Here is a 23,071-nt window from a genome sequence, read left to right as displayed (position 1 = left end):
GCGATCATCGCGGGTTTTTTTATGCAGTTTGTAGATGCTTACGGTATTTAAGTCCCAAGCAAAGCAAGCACATCAATGCGGCAAAGGTATAGGAAATAGCCAGCATCCACCAGAAACCACTTATTCCTGAAACATCCAGGTTGAAATTGAAGAGCAATACTGGATGATAAGCCAAATACCAACCTCCACCCAATCCACCTAATAGCAGTACTCCACTAAAGATAAACATGGGGAAGACCACCACTTTCCAGCAGCGCAGCATATTGACGCTAATCACCAGAATCGCATCAAAAATATGCATCCAGCACAATAAGAACATCAATGCCAGACTCACCGCAAGCACATCCTTATTATCACTAAATAGCGTCACAATCGGTTTTTGAAAAATTGCGATCAAGATCGCCAAAACAATTGCGCTTGCGACCACCACACGTAACGCTTTAAAAGTTAAATCCCAGGCAGATTGCACTTGATTTGCACCAATCCTGGTAGAGACCAGAATGCTAAAAGCAGAGCTCATCGAAAATGGCACCATAAACAGCAGGCCAGCCAAACCCATCGCTACTTGATGCGCATTCACTATTATCTCCCCCAAAGGCAAGATCAATAATGCAATCGCACTAATTGTAAAGACATCAATAAATACGACAATTGCTGAGGGTAAGCCGATTCTTAAGATTTTTAGCAAAGTCTTAAAATGGAAGAATTGTCCGGACCAGTGCACACGCAACTGCTTTTCTAGAAATATCAGGTAATACACCACTAATAGTGCCCATTGAACAGTCAGATGAGCAATGAAAGCTCCCTTAACCCCATAGGCAGGTACATAACCCTGAATCCCAAAAATCAGGCAATAGGCCAAACTCACTTTGAATATCAGATAAAAAATATTGGCATAGAACACACGCTTCGCCTCACCACAGGCTTGCGTTAAAATATATAAAATACGTACTAACAAATGTGCTGGAAGCGTCCAAGCCAGTAACCATAAACAAGGTTGAATCAAAGCCTGTAATGCACTATCTGCTTTTAACAAATGTAGCAAAGGATCTGCATGAGTTAATAGCCATCCTGCAAATACAGACAGGACGATGACAATAAGGATGCTCTGTTTCAGAATTTTTTGAATATTATCAAAAGCACGTCGCCCATATGCTTCAGCAAGTTCCTGCATCATACCCTGCAAAATCCCCGTCCCCGAAACAAATAATAAAGAATAAATAGATAAACACACAGCCATAGCAGCCACATGTTGCGGTGAGTAATGAGACAGGAAAATCATGTCAAATATTCCGGCCAACATTATGATGCTATTACTCAAAAAAATCGGTACCCAAAGATGCAAAAACTGTTTCATTGCAAAATCACTCTATTCTTAATTCTTTTCTCGGGTTTTATTTTTAAACTGAATTATTTAAAACTGAGATATACAGTGGAAATCACATACAATCCTTGTGCCATAAATCTTTATATTTATTGATTTTTATAGAAAAGTTTAGTTTCTATCTTTAGTTCGCTTATAGAAAATAATAATTTATTGAGCTCAGAAACTATGAGTTTTTTTCGTTCCAATTTAACAATTTAATCAAAAGAAAGAATGATCATGACATGAAAAGCAGGATGCTATTTGAAATATGAACCTGCTGATCAGTATTTTTTAATGAGATATATGCACTTATATAGTATTCTTAGTTTTAAAAAGATTATTTTCATCAGATCAAATTATGAGACTTACTCTTCCTTTATCTGATTATATTTATTTCAAGAATCAGGTTGCTGAAACATGGCAATGACTTCAGCTTCTGTCATTTTTTTGGTTTGATTGTTAAATGAATAAAATGCTGGCTGATGATCTATATAAATTTCTAAATTGAAATCCAGATCCTCTGGAAGTTACTCTAAAGTAAATACATTAATATTGGCAAAGGAATGGTCTTTGTTCCGCCAGAAAATAAAAGTACCGCAAGCATTGCAAAAACCACGCTCTGCCCATTCAGAAGTACTCGCAACAGATAAATGCTGCTGATCAATAAAGTGAATATTTTCTATATCAATCGACATGAGAGGCCCACTTGTCTGGCGGCGACACATGGAGCAATGACAGGCAGCCACTTCATGATTTCTAAGCTGCACTTCAAATCGAGTCGCACCGCATAAATATCTCGCTTTCATGATTATTCTTCCTCGGTATTATTATTTTTAATCATTTTACCGGATTCATCATAAGTAAAAGGCTTTGTACATTTCCTCATACAATTTTTTATTGCTGATCGAAGCACCATCTGCCTAAACTTGTCATTCAAATCCAGTATTTAAAATAATAAGGACAAGCTATGGATCTCAAGAATCTTTCAGGTTTGCAGATTATGCAAAAGATGCTTAAGGGCAATCTGTCTATGCCTTCTATGGCAACCACCATTCCCATGTCTGCTGGCGAAGTCGAACCGGGACATGTGACCTTTGTTGTAAAAGCAGATGAACGCCATCTGAATCCTATGGGAGGTGTACATGGCGGTTTTGCTGCAACTGTTTTAGATACGGTAACAGGCTGCGCGATTCATACTTTACTTGAAGCCGGTGTCGGTTATGGCACAATTGATCTGAATGTAAAAATGTGCCGTCCAATTCCTCACAACCAAGAACTAAAAGCGATCGGAAAATCAATTAATCTCAGTAAAAACCTAGGTATTTCCGAAGGTCAAATTCTGGATGACGAAGGTCGTATTTATGCCCATGCCACAGCAACCTGTATGATTTTTCGCAATTCCGACCATTAACGTGTTTAAGGCTTAAAGTACGCCCCATTTCCCTTGCGGTGCTTTTACCAGCTTCGGCTGAGTCAAAGCCCGATATTCAAAATAATGCTTAGAAACATTCGATACACTCAGCACCTGAGTTTCTTTAGCAGAAGCCTGCCACACTTTAGACTGGTTCGACCCAGTCAGAAGATTGCCAGTAAGCGCATAAATATAAAGTTCTTTTTGCCGAGTTTCAGGCGTGTTCAGAAAGATCTCAAAGCTAAATTGGCGTTCTTGTTCGACCAGCCACTTTTCTGCAAACCATAATTGCAGCAAGTCACCCAGATACAATTGTTTGGTCGCTAAGGGCCATAAACGGATTTCTGCACCAGCCACAGGGGTAAAGTATTGAGCTGAATCTTGAATAATATCGAGATAATGATCTTGATAAAAAGACAGTTGAGAGAAGATTTGAGGGATAGTGAGCGTATTCATTCGCTTTCTCCGGTTTAGCCATTTTTGTGCTGGCAAGTAGGTTTAAATCCACACTGTTTGACCATTTGGTCAAACGACTTTATGTTTTCAATCTAGCAAGTGAAATTTGTTCTGACAAGCATTTTTTAAGAATTTAATGCAATCGTTTAAATTAAAATCAGATAAGTACAATTTGTAATAAATATGACAGTTTTTGCTTGACCCTTTGCAAAATCTCTCTATAATCGCATTCAGATTCTCCCATAGCTCAGTCGGTAGAGCGACGGACTGTTAATCCGCAGGTCCCTGGTTCGAGCCCAGGTGGGAGAGCCAAATTCAAGAAATCCCAAGCATTTAAGACTTGGGCTTTTTTATTGCCTGAAATTTCATTTATAAAATGATTCGATTCTTCTTTTCTCTTATATATTCTTACTCTGCCCTTTTATTTACCTAGTTAGATTGGCTTATATTCTCGTTTAATCAAATGTGCTGTTATAAGCCGTTATTCTAAAATTGACGACAGCTTTTGCTATCTTGCACTTCAAGTTTTTCCTTCTAATCAAATTATAAAATGCTTAGGCTATTTTAAATCCTTTCAATAGATAAATAAGCTAGGTAGCGAATCTTATATTTATAAAAAAATCCCCCGATTTGGAGGATCTTTTTTGATGTCTTAATTGAGTAGCTTTTTAAGCTGCTTTTGCAGGCACACCACTGTGGAAACGGAACATTTCATCTGGACTAAGAATCAGATTCTTTTCTACTTCACGGATATGCTCAATTCGGCTTTGAATATCTTCTTGTGGATTTTTCAGTTTTGCAGTTTTAGCCACATCTAAAGCTAAGGCCAAGTAGTCCTCAAAATGGCGAGATTCAGATTTAAGCAAGTAACGGTAATAACGTCCTAGCTCATCATCCACCAGCGGCGCAAGCGCATAGAATCGCTCACAAGAACGTGCTTCTACAAAAGCACCAATCACCAGCACATCAATCAGCGCCTCTGGCTCATAGGTACGGATTTCTTTGCGTAAGCCACCTGCATAACGTCCTGCACTGAGTCCAATCCATTGCTGGCCACGCTTATTCATGAATTCCAGCACCTGCTCATAGTGCAGCATTTCTTCCCGTACCAGTTGCGCCAGTTTCACCTGTAAATCTACAAAGAAGCTATAGCGGAACATCAGGTTTATTGCTGTACTGGCTGCTTTCTTCTCACAGTTGGCATGATCCTGCATCAGAATTTCCAGATTCTGTAATGCCTCATCGAGCCAGGCTTTTGGTGTTTCACAACCTAAGAAGCCAATGACAGGCTTCATCAGTTCATCATAATCAATATTTGACATATATCTTTTGCAATCTTAACGCGCAGCTTTAATTGCAGCCTTCATTTGTTGTACAGCTTGCGCCAGTCCAACAAAAACTGCATCTGCAATAATCGAGTGACCAATATTTAATTCATGAATTTGAGGAATCGCAGCAATTGGAGTGACATTATCCAGGTTCAGACCGTGACCTGCATTGACCACCAGACCTTTAGAAGCCGCATACTCTGCCCCTTTGATAATGCGATCCAGCTCAACTTGCTGTGCTTCTGGCGTGTCAGCATCGGCATAAGCACCTGTATGAAGCTCAATTGTAGGTGCGCCACAAGCGACTGCCGCATCAATCTGGGCAATGTCTGCATCAATAAATAGCGACACGTCACAGCCAATCGCAGACAGTTCCTGGGTGGCTTTTTTCACATCTTCAAAATGACCAACGACATCCAGACCACCTTCAGTCGTCACTTCCTGACGCTTTTCTGGTACAAAGCAGACATGCTGCGGCTGGATTTCTTTAGCAATCGCCACCATTTCATCAGTTACGGCCATTTCCAGGTTCATATGGGTAGTTAATACCGGACGCATACGACGTACATCTTCATCCTGAATATGTCGACGGTCTTCGCGCAAATGCAGGGTAATTCCCTCTGCACCGGCCTGCTCACAGATCAATGCAGCATTGACTGGGTCTGGGTACGTCGTACCACGTGCTTGTCTTAAAGTTGCGACATGGTCAATATTGACACCAAGTAATGCAGCCATACTATTTTCCTAACTACGATTGAGATTGAGATTGAGAATTTTGGATCCACAGTTGTCGACTTTTCAGTGGTCGGTCACCGAGTAAAGCAGTGATCACCTGTCGATATAGCTTCGTCAGTAATTGTAACTGTTCTGGATTAAAATCCCTACCATTTTCATAGTGCTGCATTGTTAAAATCTGCTGGCCCGACATGGTTGAGCGCATAGCCTTGGCCGAAGGCATAAAACCTTCATTCAACTGAAAATAGTAATGTTGCACGGGATTGATTTGTGCCTGATTGGCATCGACTGAAAAATCCAGTTCATAGCCCAGTTCTTCTAATAAGATATGTTCAAACTGACGCAGAACCTGTTTTAAATAAGTATTGGGATTTTCCTGATCGGAGAGTTTTTGCAAGGCATTCAACGTTTCGCCATATTTGGCAAAGGTCAGCGGCATTTGCACTTCAAGCGGACATAAACGCAACAGGATTTCATTCAGATAAAAGCCAGAAAAGAAAGCATCACCGAAAAAAAAGATCGGCTGATTAACAATTTCTAATTTGGTGAAGTTTTTCAGTTCAGATTTGCCTGAAGCTAACAAGCTGATGGGTTGATATTGGGGTGGAGGATTTTGTCTCAGTATCCCGTCGATACGGCCATATTCCTGGGTAAATAAATGCACAATATGACTGCGATCGCGATATTTACGATGATGAATCAGGTATCCATGCAGCACTTCATTACGCATAGGCTGCTTCTTTAATCTTTATTCTTTTTTGAGTTTTTCTCGTCTTCTTCGTCATCCCCATCAGGAATGGCGGCACCCACAACAGCCGCGGTCCCTTTGACCGCGTACTTTGTGGTTTTATAGGCAACTTTGGCAGGAACGGTCACTACTTTATGAATACAGCCTTGCAAGAATAAAACACATGCAACAACTGCCAGAAATTTCATCATGATCCGTTCCTATCCAATTTAAATGTCGCTATAACCTAGACTTTTCAATGCCCGCTCATCATCAGACCAGCCGCCTTTGACTTTCACCCAAAGCGTTAGCATGATTTTCTGCTCGAACATTTTTTCCATATCGACACGTGCGTCCATACCGATTTTTTTCAGCTTGGAACCTTTTTCACCAATCACAATAGCCTTTTGGCCAGCACGATCAACGAAAATAGTGGCATCAATATAAGTACATGCCGGCTTCATACGACCTGTTTTTTCATTCAGGGTCGGCTCTTCAGTTTTGAAAGATTCTATCTGAACAGTTAAATCGTATGGCAGTTCTTCGCCTAACTGACGCATGATCTTTTCACGGATAATTTCAGAGGCTAGGAAACGTTCTGAACGATCGGTAAGCTGATCCAGTGAATACAGTGGTGGCTGGAATGGCAGATACTTGGCAATCGTATCGCGTAAGTGTTCGAGGTTTGCACCACGAAGTGCAGACACCGGTACGATTTCAGCAAAGTTCATCAGTTTGGCACGTTCACGAATCAGCGGTAAAGCCTCATTCTTGTTCTCGAACGTGTCCAGCTTGTTGATCACCAGAATCACTGGCATATCCGCATTTTTTAATTTTTCCAGAACAAGCTCGTCGTTCTGGGTCCATTTCTGTGCATCAACAACAAACAGCACCAGGTTCACGTCACGCAGTGCAGAGTGCGCAGCTCGGTTCATCATTTTATTGATGGCACGCACTTCTTTTTTATGCATCCCCGGTGTATCAACAAATACCGCCTGAGACTTTTCACGTGAATCAATCCCTACGATTTTATGACGTGTGGTTTGTGGTTTACGTGAAGTAATTGAAAGTTTCTGGCCCAGTAAGTGGTTCATCAAGGTTGATTTACCCACGTTTGGACGTCCGACAATCGCCACGAAACCGCTACGATAATCAGAAGGAATTTCAGTACCCTGTGCACTGAAAAATTGACTAATCAAGTCATTGCTGTCGCTTTGCGACTCGTGATCAGCATCAATGTGATCGGAATGAGTAGTCATTAAGACTTATGCTCCAAATGTTTTAAAATATCTGCCGCAACCGCCTGTTCAGCGAATCGTCGGCTTGAACCTTCACCGGCCATGACCGGCAAGCCTTCTACCTGGCATTCCACTTTGAAATGCTGGTTCGGGGCATCACCCTGAATATCTACAACCTCGTAAACTGGGAGAGGTTTTTTACGTGCTTGTAAATATTCCTGTAGGCGTGATTTAGGGTCTTTCAGCTGGTCAGTCGGCTCAATATTGTCTAAATATGGTTCGTACCATTTTAGCACAATCGCCTGTAGTACAGTGAGATCACCGCAATCCACATAGATCGCACCAATGATGGCTTCGACCGTATCCGCAAGTATAGACTCACGATGATGACCACCCGATTTCAGCTCACCCGTACTGAGAATCAGGTTCTGACTCAATTTTAGATCATTGGCAATTTTCCCTAACGCTTCCTGTCGGACAAGAGTCGCACGCATACGCGTCAGACGGCCCTCATTTTCCTGCGGGTAAGCAGTAAAGAGATAATTGGCTATGATCATCCCTAAAAGAGAATCGCCTAGAAATTCTAGGCGTTCATAGTTGTGTTTATGACTGACTGAACGATGGGTCAGTGCCAGTTTTAACAGATCAGCTTGTTTAAACTGATAGCCGATCCGTTTGGCAAGACGCTCATCATTTAGTTTTGACTGTGCTTTGATCAAAATCTTTCTCAAACTTCATCACTAAATCTATATTCAATATAAAATTCTTGCGAATTTCATAATTCTTGTGCACCTGTAAACCATCAGTGTTAGTTACTTTAGCAATTTCATCAAACTTCAGATCGCGAATATTGTTCATTTCTAAACGCTGACCCATCTGCTGACGAAATTTTTCTGGCGCAATATTTGTCGGAGAACTCTTTAAAAGTTCCTCAATCTGATTGTCCACCATACGATCATCAAAGTATGGCCCCCAAACTGCAATCGCCACTTTGGCAAGAAAAGCAAACCCCACGATTGCAAATAAAATTCCAATATACGAAGCACCTTGTTGATGTTTCATTTTTTATTTTCCTAACTGAAATAATTAATCGATTATTCCGTTTCGACTAAACGATGGCAGTTTAAAGCCAGGTTCTTTATGCATCCAGATATAGAATGCGCGACCTGTTAAGTTTTCTTCCGGAACAAAGCCCCAGAAACGACTGTCAGCACTTTGATCGCGATTATCCCCCATCGCAAAGTAATGACCTTCTGGTACTTTCACTTCCCAATATAAACCATTTTCCGCTGAAAACTTACCATTTTCTATATAGTTAAGGAATGGAGCCTGACGAGCTACATTGACTCCTTCCAGCTCACGCATAGTGAAAGTATGTTCGCCAATGGTTTCTTTATGATAAATCGAATTTGGCGTGTCCAGGCGATCTTTTTCACGACTGAATTCTACTGGAACTTTTGCTACTTTTTCACCATTAATAGTTAACTGGCCATGATCATAAACAATATGATCACCTGGCAAACCAATTACACGCTTAATATAGCTAATCGTTGGTTGTGGCGGATAGCGGAAGACCACGACATCACCACGTTCCGGGCTACCTGTATCCAGAATTTTTGTATTTACAATCGGTAATTTCACGCCATAGTCAAACTTATTGACCAGGATAAAATCACCGGTTTCCAGTGTTGGAACCATAGAATCTGATGGAATATTGAAAGGTTCGTACAGGAAAGAACGCAATACTAAAACGACGGCCAAAACCGGCCAGAAATCATAAGCCCAAGTAATAATGAAGTTTTCATTGCCCTTGCCTTTGGTCTGTCGTTGTTTCAGAACAAATTTATCCAGCAACCAGACCGCGACGAAAAATAAGGTCGCAGGAACAAGAATCAAATTAAAATCAAAATCCATGGGCTTATTATCCTTATAGTATTAGCGTTCGACTTTCAGTACAGCTAAGAACGCTTCTTGTGGAATTTCAACACTACCCACCTGTTTCATACGTTTCTTACCTTCTTTCTGTTTTGCAAGAAGTTTCTTCTTACGTGATACGTCACCACCATAACATTTTGCCAATACGTTTTTACGCATTGCTTTTACGGTAGAACGGGCAATAATTTGCGCACCAATGGCCGCCTGAATTGCCACATCAAACATCTGACGAGGAATCAGATCTTTCATTTTTTCAACCAGTGCGATCCCACGATGACGTGCATCCTGACGGTGGCAAATCATTGCGAGTGCATCGACTTTTTCACCATTGATCAGGACATCCACTTTCACCAGTGATGAACTTTCAAAACGCACAAAGTTGTAATCCAGTGACGCAAAACCACGTGAACAAGATTTCAATTTATCAAAGAAATCCATCACCACTTCGGCCATTGGAATTTCAAAAGTAACAGATACCTGGTTCGCCATGAACTTCATGTCTTTTTGTACGCCACGGCGCTCAATACATAGGGTCATGACATTACCCAGGTATTCCTGTGGTACCAGAATATGACATTCTGCAATTGGTTCACGCAGGTCTTCAACAGTTGAACCATCTGGCATTTTTGACGGGCTATCGATGTAAATGGTATTGCCATTTTTCATCACTGCTTCATAAATTACCGTTGGTGCTGAAGAGATCAAATCCAGATCGTATTCACGTTCTAGACGCTCCTGTACGATCTCCATGTGCAGCATACCTAAGAAACCACAGCGGAAACCGAAGCCTAGAGCATCAGAACTTTCTGGTTCAAAGAACAGCGCAGAGTCATTGATTTGCAGTTTATGCAATGCTTCACGGAAAGGTTCAAAATCACTGGAATCGATTGGGAACAGGCCCGCATATACCTGTGGTTTTACTTTTTTGAAACCAGGTAATGTTGGAACTTCTGGAGTAGTTGCCAGTGTAATGGTATCACCCACTGGTGCGCCAAAAATGTCTTTAATACCGGCAATCACGAAACCAACTTCACCCGCTTCAAGGATATCGGTTTCAGTATGCTTCGGATTGAAAATACCGACTGAAGTGATGATATGTGTCTGACCAGTCGATTTCACCAACATCTTGTCGCCCTTGCGAACACGACCCTGTTTCACACGAACCAGAGATACTACGCCCAGGTAGTTATCGAACCATGAGTCAATAATCAACGCTTGCAGCGGTGCATCACGTTCACCTGTTGGTGCAGGAATGACATTCACCAGCGTTTCAAGCACACCTTCAATACCTAGGCCAGTTTTTGCTGAACAGGTCGGTGCTTCAGTCGCTTCAATCCCGATAATATCTTCAATTTCCTGAATTACACGTTCGGGTTCAGCTTGTGGCAAGTCAATTTTGTTCAGTACTGGTAAAACTTCCAGACCCTGCTCAATCGCGGTATAGCAGTTTGCAACAGACTGCGCTTCTACACCTTGTGCTGCATCTACCACCAGTAGTGCACCTTCACAGGCCGCCAAAGAACGTGAAACTTCATAAGAGAAATCCACGTGTCCCGGGGTATCAATGAAGTTCAACTGATACTCTTGGCCATTTGGATGGGTATAGTACAAGGTGACCGAAGCCGCTTTGATGGTAATCCCACGTTCGCGTTCAAGTTCCATAGAATCAAGAACTTGAGCCTGCATTTCACGATCCTGCAAACCACCACAAGTTTGAATAAAACGATCTGCCAGAGTCGATTTACCGTGGTCAATATGCGCAATAATCGAGAAGTTACGAATGTTTTTAATATCAACAGATTTTTTAGCTTGCGCCATGGGCTACCTTGAGAAAAAAACGCGTCATGCAATTTAAAAAGTCATTGCATAACAAAAGCCGAATAGAAATTGCCGAGGATTATAGCAGAATGGAGATACAGAAAAAGAATTATCTTTCTTCTCTCTCGCCTATCTTAAATACGTAACCGCTTTATGTTTTATTTTCTTTTCCTCAGCTTTTTTTCAAGAAAACAGCTTGTTAAATGGGTTGCCTCCTATTTGGTAGCTACTCTCTATTCAATCTCGATATCATCACCTTATTAGATTGATTCTTCTCTTATCGCCTTTGCTTCTTCACTCAAATATAAAGTAGAAAAATCATAAGGGTTAATACTGTCTGAGAGAGGCTGATAAGCTTGGGTAAAACTTGGCGACATACGCTTCGGTCGACCCGACGCAATTTCGATACAGGCCCACTGCGTGCTACCGGTAAATAGGACATTCTGATCCTGCGGACGATAAAATGCATACTGTCTGAATGAATACAAGGCATTTAGATCACTTAACCAGGTTCTTAAAATCAGTTCATCCCCTTCAAATGCCGCTTTGCGATACTGGACATGATGTTCAACTGCAACCATGGCATGTTTAAGTTGCAAATATTCATTTAAACCGAGTCCTAATTGCTCGATATGCGCCGAGGCCACATCCTGCATCCACTGCACATAAACTACGTTATTCACATGTCCTAGACGATCAATATGTTCAGGTTGTACCTTCAAAACTTGGTCAAAAATACCGGTCACTTTTCTCTAATCCTTTATCGCAATTTTTTCTATGTACAGAGTCTACAGAAATTATGCCTCGGGTAAATTGCGAAGAATAAAAAACCGCCTATACAAGCGGTCTTTTATTGAAGATTCATTTATTTTATGAAATGCGCATCCCGACAATGGCACGTTGACCCTGACGAATCAGACCGACACGGGCAACACTGCCTTTTTTTAGATCTGCCACAGCTTCCACAAACTGGTTACTGTTCAAGATTGCTTTACCATTGATTTGAGTTACGACATCATTGGGCATAATCCGTGCCTGAGCTGCGATCCCGTCTCTACGAACATCCTGAATGACTACACCACCCTTAATCTCTAAACGCTCTTTTTCAGCCGGGCTTAATTCACGAATAGTAACGCCTAATACCGGACCTTTATTTGGCTGAGCCTGGTTACCTGCTTTGGCTGGCGTTTCATCTGGTGCAGTCGTTAGTGTTGCATTGATACTACGACGTTTATCATCACGTAATACTTCTAACTGGATCTGCTGTTTAGGCGCAGAACGGTTCAAATAGTTCAGCAACTGGCTAGTGCGTGAAATATCAGTACCATTGTATTTTAAAATCACATCACCGGCTTGCAGACCCGCTTTAGCCGCAGGCGAGTTTGGTGCCACCTGAGTAATTAAAGAACCTTCTGGCTTAGATAATTTATAAGATTCAGCCAAAGTACGGTCGATATCTTGCAGGCTTACACCCAGATAAGAACGGGTCACCTTACCATCGCGTTTCAGCTGGTCAGCGACTTCCATAGCGACATCAATGGGAATCGAAAATGACAGACCCATATAACCGCCAGTACCACTGAAGATTCGTGAGTTCACCCCCACCACTTCACCACGCTGATTAAATAGTGGTCCACCCGAGTTACCTGGATTCAGGGCCACATCAGTCTGAATAAATGGGACTGCGGTTTCGCCCATCATATTACGCATCTTGGCACTGACAATGCCGGCAGAAGCGGAGTAGTCAAAACCAAAAGGCGAACCGATTGCTAGTACAGGCTCACCTACACGTAATTTATCGACATCACCAGTACGCAGTTCCGGGAAACCTGAACCATTGACTTTCAATAAAGCGACGTCAGTACGCTCGTCGCTTCCTACGACTGTCGCATCAATTTCCCGACGATCATTCAAGGTAATTGTCACCTTAGACGCATCTTCAACTACGTGGTGATTGGTCAGCAGATAGCCATCCTTACTAATGAAGAAGGCACTCCCATATCCGGTTTTTTCCTGCGGTACACGTGGCTGCGGAATAATCACCTGATTACCAAAGAAACGGCGTAAAATTTCAGGAACCTGTTGTTGCAAGAGCTCTTCTTCGCTCATTTTCTTGACAACACTCACACTGACAACTGCCGGACTGACCTGATCAACCAGGTTAGAAAAATCGACGGGTGTTACTGCCTGTAACTGAGCAGCACTCATGGTAACAGTCGCTGCAAATAATCCTTTTTTTAAATCCAGAATTTTCATATAAATTATTCACCCAAATTGTTGATAAATTTATGTAAATAGGTTTTATCACAAACTTCATATATTTTAAGTAACAATATGTTCGAAAGCTTGAATGTTGGCAACCTTTAATTTTTCTAAAGCATTAAGTTAAAGCTTTTATTAATTTTTTTCATCAATAAATGAGCACTTAAACGCTTGCCTTTTGTACAAAAAAGCGCTCTGATTAACGGACTTTTTTCAATTAGCTGATGGACATGTCTAATTTTCCCCTTACCCATCATTTTGACGTGATCATTGTGGGCAGTGGTGGTGCCGGTCTTAGTCTAGCACTTTCTTTGCCTGAACATTTTAATATTGCAGTTCTTGCCAAATCCACCCTGACCGATGCCAGTACCTATTATGCACAAGGCGGCGTTGCAGCAGTACTGGATGAGACAGACTCGATTGAACAGCATATTGATGACACCATGATTGCAGGTGTACATCTGTGTGAAATGGATGCGGTGAAGCAGACGGTGGAAGGTGGTAAGCCTTCGGTGGATTTTCTGCTGAAACACGGCGTCCAATTTACTCTGGATGAGCAGGAACAATTACATTTGACCCGTGAAGGCGGCCATTCACAGCGCCGAATCATTCATGCAGCTGATGCGACTGGGCGTGCCATTTCTACCACGTTGGTACAGCGTGCTCAGGAAAAAGAAAATATTACCATCTTTGAAAATTATATTGCGATTGATCTGATCTGTTCACAAAAACTGGGCTTAGATGGTAAAAATCGCGCCTTAGGTTTATATGCACTTAATGAAGAAAGTGCGCAGGTCCACACTTTCTTAGCTCCATTTACTGCTCTGGCTTGTGGCGGTGCGATGAAAGCCTATCTTTATACCTCGAACCCTGATATCGCGACCGGTGATGGGATTGCGATGGCTTATCGTGCCGGTTGCCGGGTTGCCAATATGGAATTCAACCAGTTCCATCCGACCTGTTTATATCATCCACAAGCCCGTTCATTCCTGATTACAGAAGCTATGCGTGGTGAAGGCGCGTATTTACGCCTACCTGATGGTGAGCGTTTTATGCTGCGCTTTGATGAGCGAGCAGAACTGGCACCACGTGATATTGTGGCGCGTGCAATTGACTATGAGATTAAACGTCTGGGCATTCGTCATGTCTGGCTGGACATTACCCATAAAGATGAAGGCTTCATCAAGGAACATTTCCCGACCCTGTATGCACGTCTGCTAGAGCTTGGCATCGACATCACTAAGGAAATGATTCCTGTGGTTCCTGCTGCGCATTATACCTGTGGTGGTGTGGTCGTAGATGAAAATAGCCAGACTGATATTGTCGGGCTCTATGCCATTGGTGAAACGTCCTATACTGGCTTACATGGTGCTAACCGCATGGCCAGTAACTCACTTTTAGAATGTTTTGTATATGGCATGAGTGCTGCCAAACATATTCAGGAAAATTTCAAGGCAGATCAAGCTATCCCTGAAGTACCAGAATGGGATGATTCTCAGGTGACCAATCCTGATGAAGATGTGGTTATTCTGCAAAACTGGGACGAGCTGCGTCAGACCATGTGGAACTATGTCGGTATCGTCCGCACGACTAAACGTCTAGAACGTGCCCTGCACCGGATTGAGATGTTGAAAAAAGAAATTACCGAGTATTATCAGGATTATCAGGTGAGCAAAAACTTGATCGAGCTGCGTAATCTGGTACTCGTTTCAGAGATGATTGTGCGTTGTGCCATGCAACGTAAAGAATCCCGTGGCCTGCATTTCACCCTGGATTATCCAGAATTGCTGCCTGAACTACGTAAAACTGTACTAATTCCACCAAGTTTTGAAGTAGAAACTCCTTTGGTGAATGCTTAAAGATATAAATAAGGCAGATCATATTTTTAAATGTTATCTGCCTTTTCTTTGGCTGTGATTTTTTTAAGTTTTTAGAATAATCCGGATTTAAATAAAGCATATGATTTGTATGAGTTAATCAGCATTTTAAGGAGTGTATGGGTTCTTTACGTGGTGGAACCGAATAGGTCGCTGTCACATGGGCAACCGGCTCTTCCTGATCAATCGAATAAATCCAAACTTCTCCCACAATGAGCGCCTTCCCCACTTTCATCAATTTACTTTCCCCTCGCAGATCGACTCCGCCTGAAGGTTTACGCAAAAAATTAATATTCAAGTTCGTGGTCACTGCTAGGCCAACCAGTCCAATCTCGCCAAGGATCGCGATATATAAAGCCAGATCAGCCAAGGTCATCATAGTAGGGCCAGATACCGTACCACCGGGGCGCAGTTCCTGTTCACTGACTCGATACAGTATGGTTGCACCCTCAGGCACTACAGCTTCGATCTGACACTTTTCCAGGCTCTGCGGAAATTCCTGCTGTAAAAATTGGATGATTTCTTCTCTTGTACTTTTCATCATGTTTTATCTTCCTGATTTATTCCAATATAGAAGATTCTTCCTTGAAATAACTAGAGAAAAGTATGCCAAAAATATCTTTAGAATAAAATTATTTTAAATAAGACAGCGCCTGTTCAAACACCTGATCCGGTGTTTGAGTTGCATCCAGACATTTAATCCGCTCTGGATGACGCTGGCATAGTGTTGCATATCCAGCGCGAACTTTCTCAAAGAAAGTAACTTTCTCTTGCTCAAACCGATCCAGCGCACCTCGGGCACGAGCGCGATTCATACCCAGTTCAATCGGTGCATCCAGCCAGAACGTAATATCTGGCATACGTTCCACAAAATTTTGATTTAACAGATTCAGCTTGTCTTCACTGAGTCCACGTCCTGCACATTGATAGGCAAAACTGGCATCACTGAAGCGATCACATAAGACAATTTTTCCAGCATTTAAAGCGGGTAAAATCACTTGTGCCAGATGCTGGGCTCGTGCCGCATACATCAACAATAACTCTGTATCATGGCACATCGCTTCTTCATGGTTTACGGCCAACAACAGTGAACGGATCTGTTCTGCCATTGGCGTACCGCCCGGTTCGCGGGTCAGCACGACCTCTTTACCTTGAGCAATAAAATCATCATAGATACGACGAATGAGTGTGGTTTTCCCTACACCCTCAGTGCCTTCAAAGCTGATAAACATGCTCATTCCTTATTTTTTGAACGTAAAACAGAGAGATATTCTTGCACTGCTCTATTGTGGTCTTGCAGACTGCTGCTGAATTTATGCCCACCATTACCCGTTGCAACAAAATAAATATTTTGTGAATTGTCCGGATGCATCGCTGCTTCAATGGCCTTTTTGCTTGGCAAGGCAATCGGTGTTGGTGGTAAGCCAGCCATAGTATAGGTATTATATGGTGTTGGAGTGCGCAAATCCTGACGGGTGATATTACCTTTGTAATTCTCACCCATACCATAAATCACGGTTGGATCTGTCTGTAGACGCATGCCAATTTTCAAACGGCGCACAAATACGCCAGACACCTGTTGTAACTCGCTATCCAGACTGGTTTCTTTTTCAATGATCGATGCCATGATCAGCGCTTCATATTTATTCTGATATGGCAGATCTGAAGCACGTTTTTCCCAAGCCTGATCCAGAGACTTCATCTGGCGCTGATAAAGATCAGTCAGAATCTTGCGATCCGTTTCGCCTTTGGCAAAGAAATAGGTATCTGGAGCGAACAGACCTTCAGGATGATTGAATGGAATATTAAGTTCTTTGAGCAATTGATCGGTTGGCAAATTCACCACTTCTTTAGTCACCAGATCATCTTTCTTTAAGGCATCAATCAGCTGTTTAAAGGTCGTGCCTTCGATGACCAGAATCCGGTTCATCTGAGCATTTTCTGCATTGGAAATCATGTCCAGCACTGCACGGATACTCATACCTTGAGGAATTTCATAAACACCCGCCTTCATGGTGTCATGAATCATGATGCGCTGATACAGCTTTAAAATAATCGGAAAGCTGACATAATTTTCTTTGGCCAGCCGATCAATAAATCCAGAATAGGTTTCACCGTTACTAATTGCCAGTAACTGTTTTTGACCTTCTACAGGATAATCTTTCCATAGGCTAGCTTTCAGGATCAACCCTAGAACCAAGAGTATCCCGATTAGAAATAAAACTATCCCTTTCATGAAACCAGGGCGTTTGGCATTATTTTTCTTTTTGGTTTTAGACTTGGAAGCTGACATATTAATAAGGCATCTGATTCAATCGAAGACGGTTAAAAAGTTCAATACAAGCATCTACATTTAAAGCACGCTGCTCAAATTGAGTGGCAATTTTCATCGGACTGAGCGCATTGCAGAAAAACAGGCTGTCGATATGGGGAATTTCATCCATTTCCACATCACGCTGCTGACAGATAATGCCCTGATCATGCATACGTTGCAAAATTTCTGCACGCATCACACCGAAGACGCCATTATAACGAAGTTCTGGTGTAATCCATGTATTGTTTATACGAATGAAGCAATTACTGCTCACCCCTTCAACAATCGTGCCCTGCACATCAGTTACCAGTGCTTCCGGCCAGCCATGCAGATCCGCTTCCTGTTTAAGCAACACCTGTTCCAGACGGTTTAAGGTTTTTAGCCCCACCAGATTTGGCATATTGAGACCAATAGCCTGTTGCAATACACCTGTCTGAATCTGCTCATAACTGAAGTCCTGTACAGTTTTCGGATAATAGAACACCCAAAGATCTGCCGGATGCTCTGGCAGGCTATAACCACGCTGTCCTATACCACGACTCAGTACAATCTTTAAGGTGCCGTTCAATTCATCTTCTGATTTCAATAACGCTTGCAAACTTTTTTCAATCAGGTCCAGATCAGCCTGCAAACTTATTTTTTGCTGGCTCATCCTTAAACGGGCTAGATGACGGTCTGCTAACTCGATCCGATTTCGACGGATGCGCGCGGTAGTAAAGCAGCCATCACCATAATGAAAGGCACGATCCAGCACATCTATATCTTTGACGGGTTGAGCATTTTTTAAATACAGCATGCTTTTAAGGCCTCTCTGGTGACGGATAAAGCGATGAAATATAAGCTCTGTCTATATATCTGTTTTACTCACATAAAATTCGTTTTTAATTATTTTTTATGCAAAAAATCTCCAGCTATTCTTGCCCCATCCAACAAAACAAAGAAACATTTGAGGCAAATATGAACATCCGTAAATTAAAAACTGGGGTATTGACAGCACTTATTTCAGCAACCGCTTTTAGCGTATCTGCAAAAGACTTCCTAAACGTGTCTTATGATCCAACTCGCGAATTGTACGATAACTTTAATAAAGAATTCAGTGCTTACTGGAAAAAATCTACTGGTCAGGATGTGAACTTTAAACAGTCACATGGCGGTTCAGGCAAACAGGCACGTGCTGTCATTGATGGTCTGGATGCGGACGTCGTGACTTTGGCTCTAGCTGCAGATATCGATGAGATTGCAGCACGCGGCTTGCTACCAAAAGACTGGCAGAAAAAATTCCCGCAAAACTCGACACCTTATACCTCAACCATCGTTTTCCTGGTGAAAAAAGGTAATCCTAAAGGCATCAAAGACTGGGGCGATCTGGTGAAACCGGGCGTAGAAATCATTACGCCAAATCCGAAAACTTCTGGTGGCGCGCGCTGGAACTATTTAGCAGCTTGGGCTTGGGCGAAACATCAGCCAGGCGGTAATGATACTAAAGCTCAAGACTTTGTTCGCCAGATCTACAAACAAACTAAAGTACTCGACTCAGGTGCACGTGGTTCAACAACGACTTTCGCTGAACGTGGTATCGGTGATGTATTGCTGGCTTGGGAAAATGAAGCACATTTAGCCATTCGTGAACAGCCAGGCAAGTTTGAAATCATCACCCCTTCTTTGTCGATTCTGGCTGAGCCACCAGTGGCAATCGTTGAAAAGAATGCTAAAAAAGATGGCAATGAAAATCTGGCTAAAGCTTATTTGAACTACCTGTACTCACCTGCGGGTCAAACGGTTGCTGCAAAGAATTTCTACCGTCCACGTAATGCGGCAGTATTAAAACAATACAGCAATGTCTTTAAATCGCTGAAGCTGGTGACCATTGATAAAGAGTTTGGTGGCTGGGACAAGGTACAGAAAAAACACTTTGCCAATGGCGGTATCTTTGATCAGATCGTAAAGGCAAATAGCACAAAATCGTAATAATAAATGTCTATGCAATGGCCTTATTGAATAAGGCTATTGTTGTTTCAAATACTTATAAAATCTTTTATCTTATATTTTCATATAAAATTCATTTTTAATTATTTTTTATGCATAAAGAATAGGTTTATTCTTCACTCATGTTACAAAACGTGTAAGAGTTTGAGGTTCACATGAGCATTTCAACAAAACTAAAACTAGGGGTTCTGGCTGCTGTTATTTCAGCAACTTCATTTTCTGCTGCAGCGCGCGACTTTCTGAATGTCTCTTATGATCCGACGCGTGAACTCTATGAAGACGTCAACAAAGAATTTGGTAAATACTGGAAAAGCCGTACTGGCCAAAGCATCAACTTTAAACAGTCACATGGCGGTTCAGGTAAACAGGCACGTGCCGTGATTGATGGTCTGGATGCCGATGTCGTAACTTTGGCATTAGCCGCTGACATTGATGTACTGGTTGAAAAAGCCAAACTGTTACCTGCAGACTGGCAGAAAAAATTACCACAAAACTCAACACCATATACTTCTACTATTGTATTCCTGGTACGTAAAGGAAATCCAAAGGGCATCAAGGATTGGGGTGATCTGGTAAAACCGGGTGTAGCGATTATCACACCAAATCCTAAAACCTCAGGCGGTGCACGCTGGAACTATTTAGCAGCTTGGGCATATGCAAAACACTTACCGGGCGGTAACGACAAAACTGCACAAGAATTTGTTCGTAAAATCTATAAACAAACCAAAGTACTTGATTCAGGTGCGCGTGGTTCAACTACCACTTTTGCTGAACGTGGCATCGGTGACGTATTACTGGCTTGGGAAAATGAAGCACATTTAGCCCTTCGTGAACAACCGGGCAAGTTTGAAATTGTGACTCCTTCCCTGTCAATTCTGGCTGAGCCACCCGTGGCGATTGTTGAAAAGAATGCCAATAAAAAAGGCAACAAATACTTGGCACAAGGTTATTTAAACTTCCTTTACTCACCACTGGGTCAGGAAATCTCAGCACGTAACTTCTATCGCCCACGTAATGAAAAAATACTGGCGAAATATAGCCAAGTCTTTAAGCCATTAAAACTGGTGACTATTGATCAGGAGTTTGGTGGCTGGGATAAAGTACAGAAAGCCCACTTTGAAAATGGTGGTGTTTTTGACCAGATCGTTAAAGCTAACAGCGCAAAAAATAATTTAAGCTGATTTCATACAGGAGCATCGACATGACTCATACGCTTATTGTTCCCGGTGTAGGTGGCAGTGAATACAATCACTGGCAAACCTGCCTGCAACACCGGCTCATGCGTTGCTCCCGGGTGCAGCAAAAAGACTGGAATCATCCGGTACTGGATGTATGGGTCGCAGAATTTGTTAAAACCCTGCAAGCCATTCCAGATGATGTACAAATTGTGGCACATAGCTTTGGCTGTTTGACCAGCGTGGCAGCACTGGCCCAGTATCCTGAACTGAATACTAAAGTCAAAAATCTGGTTCTGGTTGCACCTGCCAATCCGGCACGTTTTGGGGAAAATGGTTTTTCCCGTGATAGCCAGATGGATTACAGCGCCTATTTTCAGCAGCTCAAGATTCAGGCTCCAACGACTTTGTTGATCAGTGAAAATGATCCATGGCTAAGTTTTGAAGATGCTCAGGTTCTGGCGAAAGCCTGGAAGATCAAACCGATTAATCTGGGAGCTGTAGGCCATGTCAATGTTGCTTCCGGTTTTGGTTCTTTCCCTGAAATTGAACAATATTTGATTTCAGAAAAGGCTATGCACCATATCAGCAAAGTTGATGAGAGCAAGTATTATTTTAAATTTGCATTTTAGTCCCTGCAAATTATGCTTGTGCCGATTCTATTTTCTAATTTTCGCTGGTTAACTTTAACCAGCATTCTCTCTTTTGAGGAGTAATCATGTCGCAGCGATCCCGAGTGCTGCCAGGATTTGGTCTTTCTCTAGGCTTTACCCTAGCGTATTTGTCATTAATCGTTCTGATCCCGCTCTCTGCCGTTTTTATTAAATCACTCGGCATTGGCTGGGAAGGCTTATGGGAAATCCTGAGCTCTGAACGTATCTTGAAATCATTACAGCTAAGCTTTAGTTCAGCCATTATCGCTGCTTTGATTAATGTAGTTTTTGGCCTGTTACTGGCATGGTGTCTGGTGCGTTATAGCTTTCCGGGCAAACGTATTGTCGATGCACTGGTCGATCTGCCTTTTGCCCTGCCAACTGCAGTTGCCGGTATTGCTCTGACTTCTTTATATGCACCGACGGGCTGGATTGGTCAATATCTGGATCCCATCGGCATCAAGGTGGCTTATACCCCGATCGGTATTACCCTGGCCTTGATTTTTATCGGTATTCCTTTTGTGGTCCGTACGGTACAGCCAGTTCTTTCTGATTTAGAAACTGAACTGGAAGAAGCAGCATCTGCACTCGGTGCGAACCGTTTTCAGATCGTCACTAAAGTTATTTTCCCGATTCTACTGCCAGCACTGATCACAGGTTTTGCATTGGCTTTTGCACGTGGTGTCGGTGAATATGGTTCGGTCATTTTCATTGCGGGTAACCAGCCTTTTGAAACTGAAATTGCACCCTTAATGATTATTTCCCGTCTGGAAGAATATGACTATGCAGGTGCGACCACAATTGCTGTAGTGATGCTGCTCATTTCCTTTGTAATGCTCTTCCTGATTAACTTATTGCAAGCTTGGGCGAGCCGCCGTACCGGGAGAACTGCACGATGAGTTTAAATACCAACAGCAATGCGCTGGCTGAAAAGCTGCAATCCCGCGATGCGACTCGTGAGCCGACCTGGGTACGTTATACCCTGATTGCGATTGCACTGATCTTCTTTTTAAGCTGCCTGATCCTGCCTTTGGTTCTGGTCTTTGTTGAAGCATTTAAACAAGGGGTTGGCGTATATACGCAAGCCCTTGTTCATCCAGATACTTTATCTGCGGTCAAACTGACTTTACTAACGGCTGTGATCGCGGTACCAATGAATGTAATATTCGGCGTAGCTGCAGCCTGGTCAGTAGCGAAGTTTAACTTCCCTGGTAAGTCAATTTTAACCACCATTATCGATATGCCTTTCTCGGTATCACCTGTTATTGCAGGTTTGATGCTGGTACTGATTTTCGGTACTCAAGGCTGGATGGGTGGCTGGTTGATGGATAATGACATCAAGATCCTTTACGCCGTTCCTGCGATTGTTCTAGCAACGATCTTCATTACCGTACCTTTTGTAGCACGTGAGCTGATCCCTTTAATGGAAGCGCAAGGTACTGAAGAAGAAGAAGCTGCGATTGTACTCGGTGCATCTGGCTGGCAAACCTTCTGGAAAGTGACCCTGCCAAATATCAAATGGGGTCTGATTTACGGCGTAATTCTGTGTAATGCCCGCGCCATGGGTGAGTTCGGTGCAGTATCAGTGGTTTCTGGCCATATTCGTGGTGAAACCAATACTTTGCCGCTACACGTCGAAATTCTATATAACGAATATACCTTTAGCGCTGCGTTTGCCGTGTCATCGCTCCTGGCTCTCCTCGCAATTGTGACTCTGGTTCTGAAAACCTGGGTCGAACTGCGCCAGGAAAAACAAGACAAACGTAATGACGATTCAACAGTTTCTTAAG

The 23,071-nt window shown here is 42.5% G+C and carries 24 protein-coding genes, 1 tRNA gene and 1 pseudogene; 8 read left to right on the top strand and 18 right to left on the bottom strand.

Annotated features, from left to right (window positions below; all coding sequences use genetic code 11):
* Window positions 1-19: 19 nt before the first annotated feature.
* Both FTV12_RS06875 and FTV12_RS06870 read right to left on the bottom strand, forming a co-directional pair.
* A complete protein-coding gene (locus FTV12_RS06875; protein ID WP_180033807.1) occupies window positions 20-1,357 on the bottom strand; it encodes an MATE family efflux transporter in 1,338 nt (445 codons plus the stop codon).
* A 404-nt stretch (window positions 1,358-1,761) separates the two neighbouring features.
* Window positions 1,762-2,172 (bottom strand): annotated as a pseudogene (locus FTV12_RS06870) (GFA family protein).
* A gap of 161 nt (window positions 2,173-2,333) precedes the next feature.
* On the opposite strand from FTV12_RS06870, the gene FTV12_RS06865 reads away from it, so the two are divergent.
* Window positions 2,334-2,777 carry a PaaI family thioesterase gene (locus FTV12_RS06865; protein ID WP_166138298.1) on the top strand — a complete coding sequence of 148 codons (444 nt, stop codon included), beginning with the start codon at window positions 2,334-2,336 and terminating at the stop codon, window positions 2,775-2,777.
* 12 nt (window positions 2,778-2,789) lie between these two features.
* On the opposite strand, the gene FTV12_RS06860 is transcribed toward FTV12_RS06865, so the two are convergent.
* A complete protein-coding gene (locus tag FTV12_RS06860) occupies window positions 2,790-3,233 on the bottom strand; it encodes a hypothetical protein (protein WP_166138302.1) in 444 nt (147 codons plus the stop codon).
* 236 nt (window positions 3,234-3,469) lie between these two features.
* Between FTV12_RS06860 and FTV12_RS06855 the strand changes: the two genes are divergently transcribed.
* A tRNA-Asn gene (locus tag FTV12_RS06855) sits at window positions 3,470-3,545 on the top strand.
* Window positions 3,546-3,901: 356 nt separating this feature from the next.
* On the opposite strand, the gene FTV12_RS06850 is transcribed toward FTV12_RS06855, so the two are convergent.
* From FTV12_RS06850 to FTV12_RS06800, 11 genes are all read right to left on the bottom strand, one after another.
* Complete coding sequence (locus FTV12_RS06850) at window positions 3,902-4,555, bottom strand: tRNA-(ms[2]io[6]A)-hydroxylase (protein WP_166138305.1); 654 nt, start codon at window positions 4,553-4,555, stop codon at window positions 3,902-3,904.
* A 15-nt stretch (window positions 4,556-4,570) separates the two neighbouring features.
* On the bottom strand, window positions 4,571-5,296 hold the full coding sequence (pdxJ, locus tag FTV12_RS06845) for a pyridoxine 5'-phosphate synthase (protein ID WP_034171229.1): 726 nt from the start codon (window positions 5,294-5,296) through the stop codon (window positions 4,571-4,573).
* Window positions 5,297-5,309: 13 nt separating this feature from the next.
* Window positions 5,310-6,026, bottom strand: coding sequence for a DNA repair protein RecO (locus FTV12_RS06840; protein WP_166138308.1), 717 nt, complete (start codon window positions 6,024-6,026; stop codon window positions 5,310-5,312).
* Between the two features lie 11 nt (window positions 6,027-6,037).
* Complete coding sequence (locus tag FTV12_RS06835) at window positions 6,038-6,235, bottom strand: NF038104 family lipoprotein (RefSeq protein ID WP_166138311.1); 198 nt, start codon at window positions 6,233-6,235, stop codon at window positions 6,038-6,040.
* An 18-nt stretch (window positions 6,236-6,253) separates the two neighbouring features.
* Complete coding sequence (gene era / locus FTV12_RS06830) at window positions 6,254-7,282, bottom strand: GTPase Era (protein ID WP_004784513.1); 1,029 nt, start codon at window positions 7,280-7,282, stop codon at window positions 6,254-6,256.
* Window positions 7,282-7,980: a ribonuclease III gene (gene rnc / locus FTV12_RS06825; RefSeq protein ID WP_004784515.1), complete on the bottom strand. Its 699-nt coding sequence runs from the start codon at window positions 7,978-7,980 to the stop codon at window positions 7,282-7,284. The genes era and rnc overlap by 1 nt, the downstream gene beginning before the upstream one ends.
* Window positions 7,952-8,323 (bottom strand): DUF4845 domain-containing protein, encoded by a 372-nt coding sequence (locus FTV12_RS06820; protein ID WP_166138315.1) that lies wholly within the window; start codon window positions 8,321-8,323, stop codon window positions 7,952-7,954. The genes rnc and FTV12_RS06820 overlap by 29 nt, the downstream gene beginning before the upstream one ends.
* Before the next feature lie 24 nt (window positions 8,324-8,347).
* Complete coding sequence (lepB, locus tag FTV12_RS06815; protein WP_004784518.1) at window positions 8,348-9,175, bottom strand: signal peptidase I; 828 nt, start codon at window positions 9,173-9,175, stop codon at window positions 8,348-8,350.
* A gap of 21 nt (window positions 9,176-9,196) precedes the next feature.
* Window positions 9,197-11,014, bottom strand: coding sequence for a translation elongation factor 4 (gene lepA / locus FTV12_RS06810; protein WP_004784519.1), 1,818 nt, complete (start codon window positions 11,012-11,014; stop codon window positions 9,197-9,199).
* A gap of 260 nt (window positions 11,015-11,274) precedes the next feature.
* Complete coding sequence (locus FTV12_RS06805) at window positions 11,275-11,760, bottom strand: thioesterase family protein (protein ID WP_166138319.1); 486 nt, start codon at window positions 11,758-11,760, stop codon at window positions 11,275-11,277.
* Window positions 11,761-11,884: 124 nt separating this feature from the next.
* Entirely contained in the window at window positions 11,885-13,270 is a 1,386-nt protein-coding gene (locus FTV12_RS06800) for a Do family serine endopeptidase (RefSeq protein ID WP_125279350.1), read from the bottom strand.
* 236 nt (window positions 13,271-13,506) lie between these two features.
* Between FTV12_RS06800 and nadB the strand changes: the two genes are divergently transcribed.
* On the top strand, window positions 13,507-15,135 hold the full coding sequence (gene nadB, locus FTV12_RS06795) for an L-aspartate oxidase (RefSeq protein WP_166138322.1): 1,629 nt from the start codon (window positions 13,507-13,509) through the stop codon (window positions 15,133-15,135).
* A 118-nt stretch (window positions 15,136-15,253) separates the two neighbouring features.
* Here nadB and FTV12_RS06790 read toward each other — a convergent pair whose 3' ends face one another.
* The 4 genes from FTV12_RS06790 to pabC all read right to left on the bottom strand — a co-directional run bounded on the left by FTV12_RS06790 (window position 15,254) and on the right by pabC (window position 18,263).
* The gene (locus tag FTV12_RS06790) at window positions 15,254-15,694 is read right to left on the bottom strand and encodes a PaaI family thioesterase (protein ID WP_171521877.1); all 441 of its coding nucleotides are present in this window, start codon (window positions 15,692-15,694) and stop codon (window positions 15,254-15,256) included.
* Between the two features lie 91 nt (window positions 15,695-15,785).
* Entirely contained in the window at window positions 15,786-16,385 is a 600-nt protein-coding gene (tmk, locus tag FTV12_RS06785; protein ID WP_125279347.1) for a dTMP kinase, read from the bottom strand.
* Window positions 16,386-16,387: 2 nt separating this feature from the next.
* Window positions 16,388-17,446 (bottom strand): endolytic transglycosylase MltG, encoded by a 1,059-nt coding sequence (mltG, locus tag FTV12_RS06780; RefSeq protein WP_166138328.1) that lies wholly within the window; start codon window positions 17,444-17,446, stop codon window positions 16,388-16,390.
* Between the two features lies 1 nt (window position 17,447).
* Window positions 17,448-18,263 (bottom strand): aminodeoxychorismate lyase, encoded by an 816-nt coding sequence (pabC, locus tag FTV12_RS06775; RefSeq protein ID WP_166138330.1) that lies wholly within the window; start codon window positions 18,261-18,263, stop codon window positions 17,448-17,450.
* A 161-nt stretch (window positions 18,264-18,424) separates the two neighbouring features.
* On the opposite strand from pabC, the gene FTV12_RS06770 reads away from it, so the two are divergent.
* The 5 genes from FTV12_RS06770 to cysW all read left to right on the top strand — a co-directional run bounded on the left by FTV12_RS06770 (window position 18,425) and on the right by cysW (window position 23,070).
* Window positions 18,425-19,435, top strand: coding sequence for a sulfate ABC transporter substrate-binding protein (locus tag FTV12_RS06770; RefSeq protein WP_180033806.1), 1,011 nt, complete (start codon window positions 18,425-18,427; stop codon window positions 19,433-19,435).
* A gap of 173 nt (window positions 19,436-19,608) precedes the next feature.
* Window positions 19,609-20,634 (top strand): sulfate ABC transporter substrate-binding protein, encoded by a 1,026-nt coding sequence (locus FTV12_RS06765; protein ID WP_166138336.1) that lies wholly within the window; start codon window positions 19,609-19,611, stop codon window positions 20,632-20,634.
* A gap of 20 nt (window positions 20,635-20,654) precedes the next feature.
* Window positions 20,655-21,260, top strand: a complete 606-nt coding sequence (locus tag FTV12_RS06760; protein WP_166138339.1) for an alpha/beta hydrolase — start codon at window positions 20,655-20,657, stop codon at window positions 21,258-21,260.
* 86 nt (window positions 21,261-21,346) lie between these two features.
* The gene (cysT, locus tag FTV12_RS06755; protein ID WP_004784537.1) at window positions 21,347-22,180 is read left to right on the top strand and encodes a sulfate ABC transporter permease subunit CysT; all 834 of its coding nucleotides are present in this window, start codon (window positions 21,347-21,349) and stop codon (window positions 22,178-22,180) included.
* Window positions 22,177-23,070, top strand: coding sequence for a sulfate ABC transporter permease subunit CysW (cysW, locus tag FTV12_RS06750; RefSeq protein WP_004784540.1), 894 nt, complete (start codon window positions 22,177-22,179; stop codon window positions 23,068-23,070). Before cysT ends, cysW begins: the two co-directional genes overlap by 4 nt.
* Window position 23,071 lies beyond the last annotated feature (1 nt).

Origin of the sequence: Acinetobacter sp. YH12233 (assembly GCF_013417725.1) — a bacterium.
Lineage (GTDB): Bacteria > Pseudomonadota > Gammaproteobacteria > Pseudomonadales > Moraxellaceae > Acinetobacter.
Note: the sequence above shows the minus strand (reverse complement) of the source record. Positions and strands in the feature narration are given on the sequence as shown.